This window comes from Xenorhabdus eapokensis, assembly GCF_001908105.1.
This window is the reverse complement of record NZ_MKGQ01000003.1, coordinates 180,118-196,796: the sequence shown is the minus strand read 5'-3', so window position 1 is coordinate 196,796 and position 16,679 is coordinate 180,118. Positions and strand designations below refer to the sequence as shown.

Genomic DNA, 16,679 nt, shown 5'->3' with positions numbered 1-16,679 from the left:
CGCATTCAATGTAATATAGATATTTTTAATAATAAAATAAGTTTTGCGTACTAGCTAGATTTTTGATTAAAAAATTATCAAATATGGTGATTTTAATCACGCGTTAGATGGATTTAATTTGCGTTACAAAATATTTTTTTTAGACTAAAAACGTATTAACAATAAATACATAAATGATGGCACCACACATTGATTAACTAAAAGATTCCATTAACGGAGCTTCAAGGGGGCATACGTGAACATTCTGAACTACTTACAACGGATTGGTCGGGCATTAATGGTGCCTGTGGCAACATTGCCGGCAGCGGCAATATTGGTTGGTGTAGGTTATTGGATTGATCCAACGGGATGGGGGGCCGATAATGAGTTGGCGGCACTGCTTATCACATCAGGCAATGCCATTCTTGATAACATGGGTATGTTGTTTGCGATTGGGATTGCCTATGGAATGTCGAAAGATAAAGATGGAGCTGCTGCACTGGCAGGACTTATCGGATTTATTGTTGTCATGAAACTATGTTCTCCGGCAGCGGTGGCAATGATTAAGGGTATTCCGATTGAGGAAATTCCCAAAGCATTTAGCAAGATTAATAACCAATTTGTTGGGATCTTGGTGGGGGTATTTTCCGCTGAACTGTATAACCGCTACAGTAGTGTAGAGCTACCTCAAGCACTGTCTTTCTTTAGTGGCCGTCGTTTAGTTCCTATCTTGAACTCTTTCTTGATGATTGTTGTGTCTTTTATCTTGATGTTTGTTTGGCCAATAGTTTATGACTGGCTGGTAGCATTCGGTGAGAGTATCACCAATCTTGGTTCCGTTGGCGCGGGTTTGTATGCCTTCTTCAATCGTCTGCTGATACTCATTGGTTTGCATCATGCACTGAACTCAGTATTTTGGTTTGATGTTGCTGGTATCAATGACATTCCTAACTTTCTTGGTGGACAGAAATCCATTGAAGCAGGAACTGCGGTTATGGGTATCACTGGCCGTTATCAGGCTGGTTTCTTCCCGATTATGATGTTTGGCTTGCCGGGAGCTGCATTAGCGATTTACCACTGCGCTCGTCCGGAAAATAGAGCGAAGGTTGCTGGTATTATGATGGCAGGGGCATTTGCGGCTTTCTTTACAGGAGTAACAGAACCGCTTGAATTTTCTTTCATGTTTGTTGCACCAGTGCTTTATGTTCTGCATGCCATCATGACTGGGATTTCGGTTTATATTGCGGCTGCCATGCATTGGATTGCCGGTTTTGGCTTTAGTGCCGGATTTGTCGATATGTTACTTTCTTCACGTAACCCGCTGGCTGTTCATTGGTACATGTTGATTCCGCAGGGTTTGGTATTCTTCTGCCTTTATTATGTTGTCTTCCGTTTCACCATCAAAAAATTCAATTTGATGACCCCCGGACGTGAGTTGTCAGCCACAAATGAAACTGATGGTTATGATATTGATATGGCGAAAAAAGAGAGCAATTCAGCGGGTTCCATTCAGGAAAAGGCCCATCAATACATTGCTGCTGTTGGAGGTTCAGACAACTTGACGAATGTTGACTCTTGTATTACTCGCTTACGTTTATCTGTGAACGATTCCAGCCTGGTCAATGAACAATTAGTAAAACATCTTGGTGCTTCGGGTGTTATCCGCCTGAATAAGCAGAGTGTCCAGATTATTGTTGGTACACGTGCAGAATTGATATCCAATATGATGAAAGAAATTCTGAAAACAGGTTATGTTGCAGCGGCAAAAGTAACCCTCAAGTCTGAGGCTGATGTTTTGGTGGAAAAAGAGGATGAGCCAGCAGGTAAACCCATTTTGACTTTAATTGCTCCTGTAACGGGTGAATTGGTCAAATTGGAAGATGTTCCTGATGAAGCCTTTTCCAGCAAATTAGTCGGTGATGGGATTGCCATAAGACCCACATCGAATATCATTTTTGCTCCTGTTGCGGGTACGGTCGTGAAGATATTTGATACCAACCATGCGGTATGTATTGAAACGGATAGTGGTATTGAGATCATTATTCATATCGGCATAGATACAGTCTCACTGAATGGCACAGGATTTGAGCGTTTGGTGGAAGAAGGGGAGAAAGTGAAAATAGGGCATCCTCTATTGAAGTTAGATCTGGATTATTTAAATGCACATGCAAAATCAATGGTCAGTCCTGTGATTATCAGCAATATTGATGATTATGTTGGTGTGAAAATTCTTACTAAGGGAAATGTAATCGCTAATAAGTCAGATTTATTTCAAGTAATGCAATAAGTTAATGCACATAACATTTTATGTCATAACGAGTTAAAAAAAGTTGAGCCGATACAATAAATAAACCATTTCCCACGAACAAAGTATTGTTTCTCGGTTCAGCTTATTAGATTATAGAAGGTTATGTTGAAGCGCTTTTTGCATTGAGGAAAAAAACGATGAGTGAGGCAGATGCCCGCCCGACAAACTTTATTCGTCAGATTATTGACGAAGATCTGGCAACTGGTAAACATACATCCGTACATACCCGTTTCCCACCTGAACCCAACGGTTATCTGCATATCGGCCATGCCAAATCGATCTGCCTGAATTTCGGCATCGCTCAAGACTATCAGGGACAATGCAACCTACGTTTTGACGATACAAACCCCGTCAAGGAAGATATCGAGTACGTTGAATCGATTAAAACTGACGTTCAGTGGTTGGGATTCCAGTGGAGTGGGGATATTCGCTACTCTTCCGACTACTTCGATATCCTGTATCAATACGCTATTGAATTAATCAATAAAGGCCTGGCGTATGTCGATGAACTGAGTCCTGAAGAGATCCGTGAATATCGCGGTACGTTAAAAGAGCCAGGCAAAAACAGTCCATATCGTGATCGCAGCGTAGAAGAAAACCTGGCGCTGTTTGAAAAAATGCGTGCCGGTGAATTTGCTGAAGGCAAGGCGTGTTTGCGTGCCAAAATTGATATGGCATCCTCGTTTATTGTTATGCGTGATCCGGTAATCTACCGCATCAAATTTGCAGAGCATCACCAGTCAGGCAATAAATGGTGCATCTATCCGATGTATGATTTCACGCACTGTATTTCCGATGCGCTGGAAGGGATCACCCATTCCATCTGTACACTGGAATTCCAGGATAACCGCCGTTTGTACGATTGGGTATTGGATAACATTACGATTGATTGCCATCCACGTCAGTACGAATTCTCGCGCCTGAACCTGGAATATACGGTGATGTCCAAGCGTAAGCTTAACCAGTTGGTGACAGAAAACATCGTTAATGGTTGGGATGACCCACGTATGCTAACTATTTCTGGGTTACGCCGTCGTGGTTATACTGCGGCAGCTATCCGTGAGTTCTGTCGCCGTATTGGTGTGACGAAACAGGATAACAACGTTGAAATGGCGGCATTGGAATCCTGCATTCGTGATGATCTGAACGAAAATGCACCGCGCGCAATGGCGGTTCTTGATCCGGTGAAACTGGTGATTGAGAACATGCCAGAAGGTGAAGTTATTCTGACGATGCCTAACCACCCGAACAAACCAGAAATGGGCAGCCGTGAAGTGCCATTCAGCCGTGAATTGTACATTGACCGTGCAGATTTCCGTGAAGAAGCAAACCGTCAATATAAGCGTCTGGTTCTGGGTAAAGAAGTCCGTCTGCGCAATGCTTACGTGATTAAAGCAGAGCGAGTTGAGAAAGACGCGGAAGGCAATATCACGACAATTTATTGCCAGTATGACGAGCAAACCCTGAACAAAGATCCAGCCGATGGTCGCAAGGTTAAGGGGGTCATTCATTGGGTAAGCGCAGCACACGGTGTACCGGCAGAATTCTATCTGTATGACCGACTGTTCAGCGTGGCAAATCCAGGGGCAGAAGATGACTTCTTGTCTACTATCAATCAGAATTCGCTGGTGATCCGTAAAGGATTTGTCGAACCAGGGTTGGCAAATGCATTGCCAGAAACAACCTATCAGTTTGAGCGTGAAGGTTATTTCTGTGCTGATAGCCGTCTGTCAAGCGCTGAACATCTGGTCTTTAACCGAACGGTTGGCTTGCGCGATACTTGGGCAAAAATCTCACAAGAGTCATAACCTCACTAAGATAATGTGATCCTTTCCACAAAAAAGCGTGATTATTTTCACGCTTTTTTGTGCTTGATAGCCCCGTAATGAAAATTAACCCCTTCATCTAAGATTAAAAATTGCCTTATAGTCACATATTATATAGGGTTATTTCCTGGCCAGACTTGTATATTATTTACCCAAAGCTTACCCATCGAAAAAATAATAAGTTCGGACGAGGTAATTTATGAAACCCATTAAATTACGTACCTTGGCAGCATTTATCACGGCAGTTGGATTTATAGGCAGCGCTCATACAGAAATGACATCGGCAATGTCGCCGCAAAATCCAATGTCATCACAACAGATCGTGGATTTACTCAGTCAGTTAAAAGTCACTTTCAAAGTCATTGATAATCAGGCGGGTTCACATGGTACAGATTGTGCCATTCTTGGCGCTGATTCGGCGGCCTGTAATCGGGTCAACATTATCTTGAGCAATGGTGATCAGGCAATCAACTCTTCCGATTGGGCGCTCTATTTTCACAGTATTCGCCAAATCCTGAAATTGGATAATGATCAATACAAAATCACCCATATTACCGGTGACTTACATAAACTGGAGCCAACGAAACAATTTACGGCCATCAAAGCCAATGAAAAGATCGTGCTACCCATTATTGGTGAATATTGGCAGATTTACAGTACAGATTTTATGCCGCGTTGGTATGCAACTTCCGGTGATGCGACGCCCAAAATTTTGGCAAATACTAATACAGAAAACATCAGCGAATTTTTATCTGATCTGAAAGGTGAACAGTGGCAACGAACCACAACGGATAACAATACCCTGATGACGCCTGAAAACCGCTTTGCAAAAAACCAACAAGTGGCAACGATCAGTGAAGATAAACTGCGAGGGCAGATTATTCCGACACCGAAAGCGCTTTCCGTTCATTCTCAGGATGTGGATTTATCCCGTGGCGTGAAATTAGAGTTAGGTGGGTTGAGCGGTGAATCTATTAACGTGATCAGGGAGCGTTTCAAAGCTCGTGATATTCATTTAACGGATAATGGTTACCGAATAGCGACTCAAATCAACGCAAACCAATTTACCAAGCCTTGGCGAATAAAAGGTGCGTATTTATTGGAGATTACCACCAAAGGGGCACAAATCATCGCATTTGATCAATCTGGTGTATTCTATGGCCTACAATCGCTATTTTCCTTACTTCCTGCCAATGGTATGCCAAAGATTGCGACACTGACGGCAAAAGATGCTCCACGGTTTGAATATCGTGGTGTGTTTCTTGATGTTGGGCGAAATTTTCATAGTAAAGAAGCTGTCTTGCGTCTGCTTGATCAAATGTCCCGCTATAAATTGAACAAGTTTCATTTCCATTTGAGTGATGATGAAGGTTGGCGTTTAGAAATCCCTGATTTACCGGAATTGACTGAAATCGGCAGTCAACGTTGCCATGATTTGAGTGAGACTCAGTGCTTATTGCCGCAATTGGGATCAGGGCCAGAGAATAACAATATGGGAAGTGGCTATTTTAGCCGTCAGGATTACATTGATATTCTGAACTATGCCAAAGCCCGCCAGATAGAAGTGATCCCAGAAATTGATATACCCGCCCATGCTCGTGCCGCAGTGATGTCGATGGAAGCGCGTTATAAGCGGCTTATGGCGCAGGGCAAAGAGCAGGAAGCCAACGAATATCGTCTGCTTGATCCGACAGATACCTCGAATACCACCTCCGTGCAATTCTATGATCGCCACAGTTATCTTAACCCGTGTATGGACTCTTCAAAACGGTTTATCGATAAAGTTATTAGCGAAGTTGTTGCCATGCACCAAGAGGCCGGTTTGCCGTTGAATACATGGCATTTTGGTGGGGATGAGGCGAAAAATATTCGTTTAGGCGCGGGATACCAGGATAAAGACGAACCGAGTGTGCCAGATAAGGGCATTATCAACCAGAAAATCGAAGACAAACCGTGGGCAAAATCTCAGGCTTGTCAGAAGATGATAGCGCAAGGTGTCATTAAAGATGTTGATGAACTTGCCAGTTATTTTGCCATTGAAGTCAGCAAAATCGTCAATGCTCACGGTATCAGCACCATGCAGGCGTGGCAGGATGGCCTGAAACAGGCTAAATCGGCAAAAGATTTCGCCACTAAACATGTTGCGGTGAACTTTTGGGATACCCTGTATTGGGGAGGTTATGATTCTGCCAATGACTGGGCAAATAAGGGCTATCGGGTTGTTGTTTCCAGTCCTGATTACGTCTATCTGGATATGCCATACGAAGTCCATCCGAAAGAGCGGGGCTACTATTGGGCAACTCGCTTTAATGATGAGGCAAAAATTTTCAGCTTTGCTCCGAATAATATGCCACAAAATGCTGAAACCTCGCTGGATCGTGATGGCAATTACTTTAGTACTCATAGCAATAAACGCTGGCCAGGGGCTTATGGTATGTCGGGGCAATTATGGAGTGAAACCGTGCGCACCGATGATCAAATGGAGTATATGATTTATCCACGTTTACTGCCGCTGGCAGAACGGGCATGGCACCAGGCAGAGTGGGAGCAGAATTATCAGCAAGGCAGGGAGTATAAAGGTGGAATAACGCACTATGTTGATACGGTTCTTCTGCAACAAAATTGGGAACGCTTTGCCAATCTGATCGGACAGCGTGAGCTAGCGAAGCTGGATAACGCCCAAATTTCATATCGTTTGCCAGTGCCGGGTGGCAGAATTGTTTCTGAAACACTGGAAGCCAATATCGCATTGCCAGGGGTGGTTATCCAATACTCATTGGATAATGGAAAAACATGGCAGGATTACAATGACAGGCAGCGACCTCATGTCAGCGGCAAGGTGAAAATTCGTTCTGTCAGTACTGATGGAAAACGCTTTAGCCGTATCGATGAAGTTAAATTCTAACGGCTGCTTTTGAGCAATGAGGGGAAACCAGAGCAGAAGATTGATAAAGTAACCTGCCGATTAGTTGGAATTCTAATCGGCAGTAGCTTATTCAGACGAACAAACACCAGAAGTGGATTATTTCAGTTGCCTTATTCGGTGCTTGTTTATCTATCTATCATGCTTTTTCATCATGCAGCGCGTTATCTTTGCGGCAATCACCAGCAGCACAGTGACCATATAAATAAAGACTGTGGTTTGAGAGCTTAATGCCATAACGCTCAGCAATATTTTTCTGGCGCTCTTCAATAAACTCATCACTAAATTCAATGACCTTACCGCAGTCGAGACAAATCAGGTGGTCATGGTGATGTTGTTGGGTGAGTTCAAAAACCGATTTACCGCCTTCAAAATTGTGGCGTGTGACAATGCCGGCATCATCGAACTGGTTCAACACGCGATAGACAGTGGCGAGGCCAATCTCTTCACCGATATCAATCAGTTTCTTGTAGAGATCTTCCGCACTGACATGATGGCATTCTGGGTCCTGTAGCACTTCCAGAATTTTCAGTCGTGGAAGTGTTACTTTAAGTCCAGCATTTTTCAATGCTTTATTGTTGTCGGTCATGCGGATTCAGTCCTGTAACTTGAGTTAAGTGAACTTGTGATACTTGGGTATCGTGAGGGAATCATGATTCTGTTTCACGTTGCTGATTATAGGCATGGATATTAAAAATGAAAACCATGCCTATTCAGATATCATGACACATTATGCAAGAATAATCCTGCCTGAAAGGGCTTTTATCTTCTTATTAAGCAATTAGAATTTCTGATAGGCTCACTTCAGCCTTGATCTGTTGTACCCAGGCTTCAACGCGCTCATCCGTCAATTCTGGTTGACGATCTTCATCAATGGCCAAACCAATAAAATGGTTATCGTCGGCCATGCCCTTAGAGGCTTCGAAATGATATCCTTCGGTTGGCCAGTGACCTACAATAATGGCGCCACGAGGCTCAATAATATCGCGAATGGTGCCCATAGCATCACAGAAGTACTCTGCATAATCTTCCTGGTCACCACAGCCGAACAAAGCAACCAGTTTCCCTTCGAAGTTGATCTCTTCCAGTGTTGGGAAGAAATCATCCCAGTCACACTGGGCTTCGCCGTAATACCAGGTTGGGATGCCAAGCAGCAGGATATCGAAGGCTTCAATGTCTTCTTTGCTGCTTTTGGCAATATCGTGGACTTCAGCAACATCAGCACCACCCAATTTTTCTTGGATCATTTTGGCGATGTTTTCTGTGTTGCCTGTATCGCTACCGAAGAATATACCTATTATTGCCATAAAATGGGTTAACCTCTTGTTTTATTTGTGTATTAAATCTATACACATCACGCTGAAATCAGCTAGAAAAATGTCAGTTTCAGTAACATGAAAAGCGTTATTTTGACCAAACATCCATGACAAATCTGTCAGATTTGTGTGGTGATACCGCTTCATTGTGTTTAATAAAAGCCGTTAATCGGCAAGGTGATTTTTTTCTGTCAGTTGAGCTAATAACATTTGTTCAATCAATTCACTGCGGCTAATGTTGCGCTGTTTTGCCAGATGGTTTAGTGCGTCGACGGCATCTTCATTGAGTTTGAGTTCCACTCGACGTAGTCCTTTGACTTTATCTCGTCGCAACTGATTGCGCTTATTGATTCTAAGCTGTTCATCCCTGGACAGCGGGTTTGTTTTAGGTCGCCCAGGCCTGCGTTCATCTGCGAACAAATCCAGTGTGGTGCGATCAGTTTGTTCTTTTGCCATAAATTCAATTGATAATGGGCGTGTACCAATAATATAGCGGGCAATAATACCTTAGCTGGACGTGTGTCGCTACTAGTTGATGGGAGAGATTGTTGGGATGGTTCAAATGTTATGAGTATGTTTTGAGTGAAATTTGAACTCTTACCTTGCGAGTTTTTCTCTCTAGAGTTAGCATGTATTACAATGTAACACATGCTATATAGGTAACTATTGAGGTATAGCTATGAGTGAAACGACATTTACATTTAGGGTCGATGATACACTGAAAAGCGATTTTTCAACGGCAGCAAAAGCACTTGATCGTACTGGTGCACAGCTTTTGCGCGAATTTATGCGTGATTTTGTTCGCAAACAGCAAGAAGCGGCGGATTACGATGCTTGGTTTCGCGAACAGGTTCAAATAGGTATTGATGATGCCAATATCGGAAATTTGATGTCAGCGGAAGAAGTTGAAGCTGACGCAAATGCATGGCGCACGGAAATCCGAGAGAAACTGGCTAAGAAATGAAAATTGTATGGACGTTATCAGCCAGTACTGACAGAAAAAAAATTCGTGAATATATTTCACTAGATAATCCGGTAGCAGCTTTGGACTGACGTCGCGGACGTATTGTTGGTACACGTGAGCTGGTTATTCATCGTCATTATGTTTTAGTCTATGACATAAAGAATGAATCAGTTAGGATCCTCGTTTGTTCAAGCCAATTAGTGAATTGAATGTGACCGCTTAGGCGGTCACGGAATACCCGCTTCGGAGTGACAAAACAAGTCTCATATCTTCAATAAATTTCTTTTTCAGTCATCACTTCGTTTGTTGATACCAAAGTTGTGCATATAAACCATCTTGTTGTATCAGGGCATCATGTGAACCTGATTCAGCGATTTTGCCCAAATCTAAAACGAAAATCTTATCAGCGTGGCGAATAGTATTCAGCCGATGAGCAATGCTGATCACAGTTCGGTTTCGGCATATTTCAGCCATATTACTCATGATGGCAGCTTCGGATTCATAATCCAGTGCGGAGGTCGCTTCATCAAGGATCAGAATTTTGGGATCATTGAGCAATGCCCTTGCCAATGCGATGCGCTGCCGTTGTCCGCCAGAAAGGTTGCCTCCTTTTTCGCCAACAGGATGGGCAAATTTATGTGGAAATGTATTGATGAAATCAACCGCACCCGCTAAGGTGGCAGCCCGATAGACTTCCTCATCGCTGGCATTGGGCTTACACAGGCGGATATTGTCCGCAATGCTGCCGGAAAACAGGATGCTCTCCTGCAAGACCACGCTCATATTACGGCGCAGTGACACTGGGTCGGCAATTGCTAAATCCATGCCATCCACCAAAACCTGACCGTGTTGTGGCACATAGAGGCGCTGTAACAGGCGGGTTAATGTACTTTTGCCGGAACCTGATGGCCCCGTAATGCCAATAAATTCTCCGGCCTTAATTTCCAGTGACAAATTTGCCAGCACTTCTGGCGTATCGGCATGATAGCGGAAACGTATATTGCGGAATTCAATCTGGCCTGCCAGTTCAGGTGCTGATGCCAGCCCTTGTTTACTGCTTTCCATCGGTTCATCAAGAATATCACCCACCCGTCGCAGGGCAATCAGGGTATGCTGAAAGTCTTGCCAGACTTGTGCCAATCTTAGGATGGGTTGGGTAACATGCCCCGCCAGCATATTAAAAGCAATTAATTCACCAGGGGACAACTCTCCATCAAGCACGCCCCGAACTCCCCACCATAAAAGCAGAGCAGCAACCACTTTTTGGATCAGCTCAATCCCTTGTCCCGCAGCCAGTCCGCTTTTTTGGGCTGTAAAACGCTGGATTAATTGCTCGCTCAATACTTTTTGCCATTGGTACAAAAAACGCTTTTCTGTCGCCGTGGTTTTGATGGTTTCAATTCCCGTGACGGCTTCTGTCAGGAAGCTGGTGGCATTGGCATCGGCTTCATACTCTTTTTCTACCTTGCGACGAATAATGGGCCCGACGGCGATCCAGAGTAAAAAATAGAGAACCAGTGAACTGATTACAAGCCATGTCAGCAGGGAGGAGTAATGGAACATCACACCCAGAAACAGAATGATGAAAATCAGGTCAAGCAACAACATTAGGGTCGATCCGGTCAAAAATTGGCGGATCTGTGCCATCTCCCTGACTCTGGCGATAATTTGTCCGGTCTGCCGCTGTTTGAAATAGGGCAGGGGCAAACCTACGAGATGGCGATACAGTTTGCCGGAGAGTTCCGCATTGATTTGGCTGGCCATATGCCCAAACACGGTATTGCGCAGGAAGCCATACAGGGGTTCTGCCAATGCCAGTGCCAGCATCGCCATACCTAAAACATGCAGGCTGGAAATACTCCGTCCAACCAGCACCTTATCTATGACATTTTCAAATAACAAAGGCGCTGCTAATGCTAAAAGCTGCAACATAATGGCATACAGAAAAATATCCCGTAACTGGCTTTTTTGCCTGAAAATGGAGGGATAAAACCAGCTTAGACCAAATTTAACCTGCTGCTTGGTCAGGGATTTATCCGCTATTAGCAGCACCTTGTATTCGTATCCACTATGATCCTGTTCGCCACGCATTGGAGGAGCCAGTGCACGTACTTCATATTTTCCGGTAATAGGATCGAACACCTTAAATGTGTCAGGATGGATTTCTGACAATACCCACCAGCGCTTATCCAGTTTAATCAATGCAGGTAAAGGTAATGTAGTGGCGGTATCCGGTGTCAGGCGTTCAAACTTGCTGTGTAGCCCAATGGCATCTGCGGCTTCACGTAGCTGTGGATCTGTCAGTGCAAGAGAGTCTACACCCAGAATATGATGCAATTGCCCGACAGAGGCCACTTTGTGGAACTGTTTGCCTAAGTGGGCGATACAATCCAGGGCATAATTGTTTGCATTGATATCACTATTTGCGCCGATTGTGTGGTCGGTTTTTGGGTCTGTATCTGTACTACAGGTGAAGGAAAAAGTATCAGCCATGATTATTTCTCTCTCAACGCTTCAGATTGATATTCCTGGATTGGGCTGAGCAGGTAATCAATGACTCTTCGCTGATCTGTTTTGATTTCCGCAACGATAGACATACCTGCTGTAATTTCAACCGGTTTCCCATCTACCATAATGTTGTTCTGTCTGAGGCTGATTTGCGCGGGAAAAACCAGACCTAACCGTTCATCGGTGGTGGAGTCCCGCGAAATACTCAATAACTCTCCTTCAATCGTGCCATAGCGGGTATAAGGAAACGCATCGACTTTTACGGTGACAGGCTGACCAGGCCGGACAAAACCGACATCTTTGTTCAGGATCTGGATTTCAGCCAGTTGTACATGCTCGTCAGGAACAATCACCATCAAATTCTGCGCAGGTTGCAAAACAGCGCCGAGGGTGTGGACGCTCAATTGTTGAACCGTGCCAGTGACGGGAGAGCGCACGACCTCAAGTTCTTCCCGCTCTTGCATTTTAGAAATTTCTTGTTGTGTTACTACTAGCTGTATTTTTGCCTGTTTTCTTTTCTCAAACCATTCCCGCTCTTTTTTGATTTTGACGCTCTTTAATTGCTCCTCCTGGCTCTTGTATTTCGCCATCAGAATATTGAGTTCCGATTTTTGTTGCGCGATCACCCTTTCTGTTTCCAGAAGTTCCTTTTCTTGTTCGAGGTATTCCACCTTGCTGATAACCTGCTTCTGGCTCAATGTTTTTCGTGCCTGCAAACGCTGGCTGATATTTTCGTGCAGATGGGTTAATGACCGTATATCGCTATTCCGCGCTTTTTGGGAAGTCAGGTTCTCTGTCATTTCCGCATGAATAGTGGTCATAATTGAGTCGAATTCCTGCTTTTCGTGGGCATAATGTGCCAGAATGCTTTCCTGCTTAGCGGCGGATTGCTGCTGGAAAAGCAGCAGAGATTTGGGGTCGTGTTTTTCAAGCAGCGCTTGATAACGAATTTCCTCTTCCGTCAGGTAATCGCGTTGCTCGATCAAACGGGCAATATCTTGATTGACGCCGAGCGTATTGAGTGTCAGCAATGGCGCTCCTTTCTCAACATGCTGACCATTGGTGACATGAATGGCGATCAAGCGGCTCTGCTCATAAGCCTGAATGATTTGGGAACGGCCAGAAGCGATCAGGCGTCCGGTTGCAGTTGCCTGCACATCCAGTTTCCCCAGACAAGCCCATAGCAGAGCAACCAGAACGCTAATGCTCAGGGTTATTGCGGTATAACGGGCGAACGGGGAAGGTGGGCGTTGTGACAAAGCCAAGTGGGTCGGTAAAAAATCATAATGCGGGTTGGCAGTACGTAACTGTTTGATCCCTCTGCGCAAGATAGCCTTAAACATGGGCAGGCTCCTCCTGTGTTGTTTCCTGTTTTAGTTCTTGTTGTAACTGCCAAAGTTTCCGATAGTGTTTGCCTTGTTGCAGAAGCTGTTCATGGCTACCTTGTTCGATGATTTGGCCTTGATGTAACACAATGATGCGGTCACATTGGCGTACTGTGGAGAGCCGGTGTGCAATGGTAATGACTGTTCTGCCTTGAGCAATAGCAGCCATGTTGGATTGAATAACGGCTTGCGATTCATCATCCAGTGCACTGGTGGCTTCATCAAGGATCAAGATTTTGGGCTCGGATAACAGCGTTCTGGCAATGACAAGACGCTGTCGCTGCCCGCCTGATAGCGATTGCCCGCCTTCGGCGATCACCGTGTCATACCCCATCGGCAATCTGAGAATAAAACCGTGTGCGCCTGCCAGCTTTGCGGCTTCAATGACAGCGGATAACGGGGCGTCAGGGCAGGATTGGGACAAATTCTCATACACCGTTTTATTAAATAGAAAGTTTTCTTGCAGAACGATGCCAATCTGCTGCCTGATGGATCCAATATTGAAGTTTTGCAAGGGAATGCCATCCAGCGTGATAGTCCCACTTTCTGGGGTATAAAGCCGTAACAGCAAACGTGCAAGGGTACTTTTTCCTGAGCCAGAGGTTCCGACGACGCCTACAGTTTCCCCCGCCCGAATATTCAGAGTGAAATGGTTGATGGTGGGGGGGAGATCGGGTTGATAGCGAAAGACGATATCAGAAAATGAGATAGCCCCGTGCAAGGCAACCCGTTCGTTGCCTGATTGCTGCTCTGTTGGCAGGTTCAGCATATCTCCCAGCTTATCGATGGCAATGCGTGAACGGATAAATTGCCCCCAGAGCTGCACCAACTTAGCCAGAGGCTGCTGGGTGTGGCTTACCATCATATTGAAGGCAATCAATTGACCAATGGTCATATGTAGGGAAAGCACTTGCGAAGCGCCCAGCCAGATAATGACCGCACTGGTGACTTTTTGTAGTACCGTTACCAGATGACCGGAACGATTATCCCATTGCTGTACATCATAACTGGTGCTGACCATCTTTTCCGTCTGGCTATCCCAACGGCGAATAAAGCGAGGTTCAGCGGCGAGGCTTTTTAGTGTCTCAGCACCGGCAACGGTTTCGGTCAGGAAAGAGGTGTTCATTGCCGCATGAGTGAACTGTTTTTCCACCGCTTTTTCCATTTTCGGTGTCACCCACCAGGCCAGCAGGGCATAACAGGGTAGGGTAAGCAGGAAAATCAGGGTCAACATAGCGGACAACAGGCTCATGACATAAATAAATACGAACATGAACAAAACGTCGATACATAAGGTGAACATGGAACCGGTTAAAAATTCCCGAACCGTTTCCAGCTCCCGTACTCGTGTCACAATCGCGCCCACCTGGCGGGATTTAAAAAACAGCAACGGCAGGCCAAACAAGTGCTTAACCAGTTTCAGGCCAAGTTTTATATCAATCCGGTTGGCGGTGTGGGCATACTGGTATTCACGTAATCCCCGCAAAATAATCTCAACCAATCCAGCCGCCACCAGCCCAAAAATCAGCACATCCAAGGTGGAAAATGCCTGATGTACGAGAACTTTGTCCATAACAACTTGCACAACCAGTGGGGAAATAAGTGCCAGAATTTGCAGAACGAAGGAGAACAGGAGGATCTCCGTAAGGTTCTTCTTTTGCCTGATAAATTCAGGAATAAACCAGCGAATATTAAATTGGTTGCTTTTTTGTTTTATTTTTATCCACTTGCCATTCCATAGATTGATAAATTCTTCTTTACTTAATATCTCAGATGTTTCTTGATGGGGTTTTTGGATTAATACCCGTTGATCATCATATTTTGCCAGAATAAAGGGTTGTCCATCATGGCTAAACAAAATGGCAGGCAGTGATAGGGTGCCTAACTTCTTATTTTTAGAGTGCTTATTTTTAATGCTAATATTACATTCTTTTTGCAGCTTGTTTAGAGTAGAAATATAATCATCACCATCATTTAAGTTTTTATTTGATGGGGCTGTATGATCCTTATTAGATATCATTACTATTAAATTAATTAATGATATTATTGTTTTTTCTATTTCATTCATTAAATTAAATCTATTTTAAATAAAAAATTACATTTTTGATGTAAAGAGATAACCTGAAAAAAATAAGGCATTATATTTATTAAATAATCTTAACAAAATCTCTTAAAAGATATTATCTGCTATCAAAAAGCCTATGGATGTCGGTGATTGGAACAAAATGTCGAGCCTAACCAGACATTTTACTATTTATATGTTGATCTTAGCCAATAAATAGATATATCTTTATCCAACGTTATCGGTAAACCCTGATTGGTAACTCATTATCAATATACCATCTGGAACGTAGAACATACTTAAGTTGGTTTATACTTTACTTGCTATTTTGTATTTTGGATAGCTCTTTTAAAAAGAGCGTTACTGCAAGATAATAACTATTGAAAAATAAGGGAAATATAATTTAATTTAGCTTACTCAGAACGTTGTAGCAAGCAGGTTAAATCATAAATGAACCCATCATGTATATGGATTTATTTATGATTTAATCATTTTAATTTAATATTGTTTTAACATTAAATTAATATTTATTTAATGGGTAATGCTATGTCTGAAAAATTTGTTCAAACTATCTCAAGCGTTAATTATAACAAAGGCGTATTTTCTCTCTATTTTGTAGGCCAAGAGCCAAATAGAATGGCCAATGGTGTGCTGGCGGAAAATGATCAGGAATTACAGTTAAAACAAGTTATTCATATGCCAGCTTCTGGTTTTATGTATATGGTTTCTATGGTCAAAAGTATGCTGGAAGATCCAAGAATGGAAGCCGAAATCAATAAGCTGATTGCCGCAGGCTTTTTGCCGGTGCCTGAAATTAATGAAAGCGAAAAACCGGCTGAAACAGAAGTGGCTATTTCAGAATCGACGGAACCCAAAAAACGTTCACCACGTCATTCTGCAACATCAAAATAACATCAGCCAAATTCTATCAGGCAGTTGCTAATCTATGATGATTACACATCAACCGGCAACACTGAGCGCGAATGAAATACAGGCAATGATTGGTGGGGTGATGTTGCTTTGTCAGCATTCCCCCTTGCACCGGCGTTATTTAGTTGCTGAATGGCAACAACGTATCTTGCCTGCATTTCAGCTTAATCAGTTTTGCTATTACGAAGATGAACATCAACGCCCAGTTGCTTTTTGTAATTGGGCTTTTTTGTCTGACCGGAGTCGGGATGCGATTCTTGCCGGAGAACGGGAAATTTCGCGGGAAGACTGGCGTTCCGGTCAGCATATCTTTTTTCCAGAGATGATCGCGCCCTTTGGACATGCGCGGGATATTGCCTGCGATCTGCGTCGGCGTGTCTTTGCCGCCTGGAAAGGGCAAAAAGCCTGTACAGTCAGGGGAACTCTGGATGTTCCAAATAACCGCTGTATCCGTCGGGTACAGTGGTTTATTGTTTAA

General features: G+C 43.8%; 12 protein-coding genes. 6 read left to right on the top strand and 6 right to left on the bottom strand.

Translation table 11 applies throughout. The annotated features are described in order from the left end of the window. The first annotated feature begins 235 nt into the window (after positions 1-235). From nagE to Xedl_RS37875, 3 genes are all read left to right on the top strand, one after another. Positions 236-2,266: an N-acetylglucosamine-specific PTS transporter subunit IIBC gene (gene nagE, locus Xedl_RS37865; RefSeq protein ID WP_074022356.1), complete on the top strand. Its 2,031-nt coding sequence runs from the start codon at positions 236-238 to the stop codon at positions 2,264-2,266. Between the two features lie 158 nt (positions 2,267-2,424). Then, complete coding sequence (gene glnS / locus Xedl_RS37870; protein ID WP_074022357.1) at positions 2,425-4,095, top strand: glutamine--tRNA ligase; 1,671 nt, start codon at positions 2,425-2,427, stop codon at positions 4,093-4,095. Between the two features lie 217 nt (positions 4,096-4,312). Beyond that, positions 4,313-7,018, top strand: coding sequence for a beta-N-acetylhexosaminidase (locus tag Xedl_RS37875; protein WP_074022358.1), 2,706 nt, complete (start codon positions 4,313-4,315; stop codon positions 7,016-7,018). A gap of 157 nt (positions 7,019-7,175) precedes the next feature. Here the strand turns inward: Xedl_RS37875 and fur are convergent, their stop codons facing one another. From fur to ybfE, 3 genes are all read right to left on the bottom strand, one after another. Then, complete coding sequence (gene fur, locus Xedl_RS37880) at positions 7,176-7,625, bottom strand: ferric iron uptake transcriptional regulator (protein WP_074022359.1); 450 nt, start codon at positions 7,623-7,625, stop codon at positions 7,176-7,178. A 184-nt stretch (positions 7,626-7,809) separates the two neighbouring features. Further along, positions 7,810-8,343, bottom strand: a complete 534-nt coding sequence (gene fldA / locus Xedl_RS37885) for a flavodoxin FldA (protein WP_074022360.1) — start codon at positions 8,341-8,343, stop codon at positions 7,810-7,812. Between the two features lie 174 nt (positions 8,344-8,517). Then, a complete protein-coding gene (gene ybfE / locus Xedl_RS37890; RefSeq protein WP_074018441.1) occupies positions 8,518-8,808 on the bottom strand; it encodes a LexA regulated protein in 291 nt (96 codons plus the stop codon). Positions 8,809-9,031: 223 nt separating this feature from the next. Here ybfE and Xedl_RS37895 point away from each other — a divergent pair, with 223 nt between their 5' ends. After that, positions 9,032-9,316: a CopG family ribbon-helix-helix protein gene (locus Xedl_RS37895; RefSeq protein WP_074022361.1), complete on the top strand. Its 285-nt coding sequence runs from the start codon at positions 9,032-9,034 to the stop codon at positions 9,314-9,316. Positions 9,317-9,610: 294 nt separating this feature from the next. Here the strand turns inward: Xedl_RS37895 and Xedl_RS37900 are convergent, their stop codons facing one another. Genes Xedl_RS37900 through Xedl_RS37910 form a run of 3 tightly spaced genes read right to left on the bottom strand, consistent with a single transcriptional unit; the run spans position 9,611 to position 15,229 of the window. Beyond that, complete coding sequence (locus Xedl_RS37900) at positions 9,611-11,809, bottom strand: type I secretion system permease/ATPase (RefSeq protein ID WP_083600256.1); 2,199 nt, start codon at positions 11,807-11,809, stop codon at positions 9,611-9,613. 2 nt (positions 11,810-11,811) lie between these two features. Beyond that, positions 11,812-13,167: an HlyD family type I secretion periplasmic adaptor subunit gene (locus tag Xedl_RS37905; protein WP_074022362.1), complete on the bottom strand. Its 1,356-nt coding sequence runs from the start codon at positions 13,165-13,167 to the stop codon at positions 11,812-11,814. Then, entirely contained in the window at positions 13,160-15,229 is a 2,070-nt protein-coding gene (locus Xedl_RS37910; RefSeq protein ID WP_074022363.1) for a peptidase domain-containing ABC transporter, read from the bottom strand. The genes Xedl_RS37905 and Xedl_RS37910 overlap by 8 nt, the downstream gene beginning before the upstream one ends. A gap of 588 nt (positions 15,230-15,817) precedes the next feature. On the opposite strand from Xedl_RS37910, the gene rtxH reads away from it, so the two are divergent. Beyond that, on the top strand, positions 15,818-16,183 hold the full coding sequence (gene rtxH / locus Xedl_RS37915) for a protein RtxH (protein ID WP_074022364.1): 366 nt from the start codon (positions 15,818-15,820) through the stop codon (positions 16,181-16,183). A gap of 34 nt (positions 16,184-16,217) precedes the next feature. After that, positions 16,218-16,679 carry an RTX toxin-activating lysine-acyltransferase RtxC gene (gene rtxC / locus Xedl_RS37920; protein ID WP_074022365.1) on the top strand — a complete coding sequence of 154 codons (462 nt, stop codon included), beginning with the start codon at positions 16,218-16,220 and terminating at the stop codon, positions 16,677-16,679.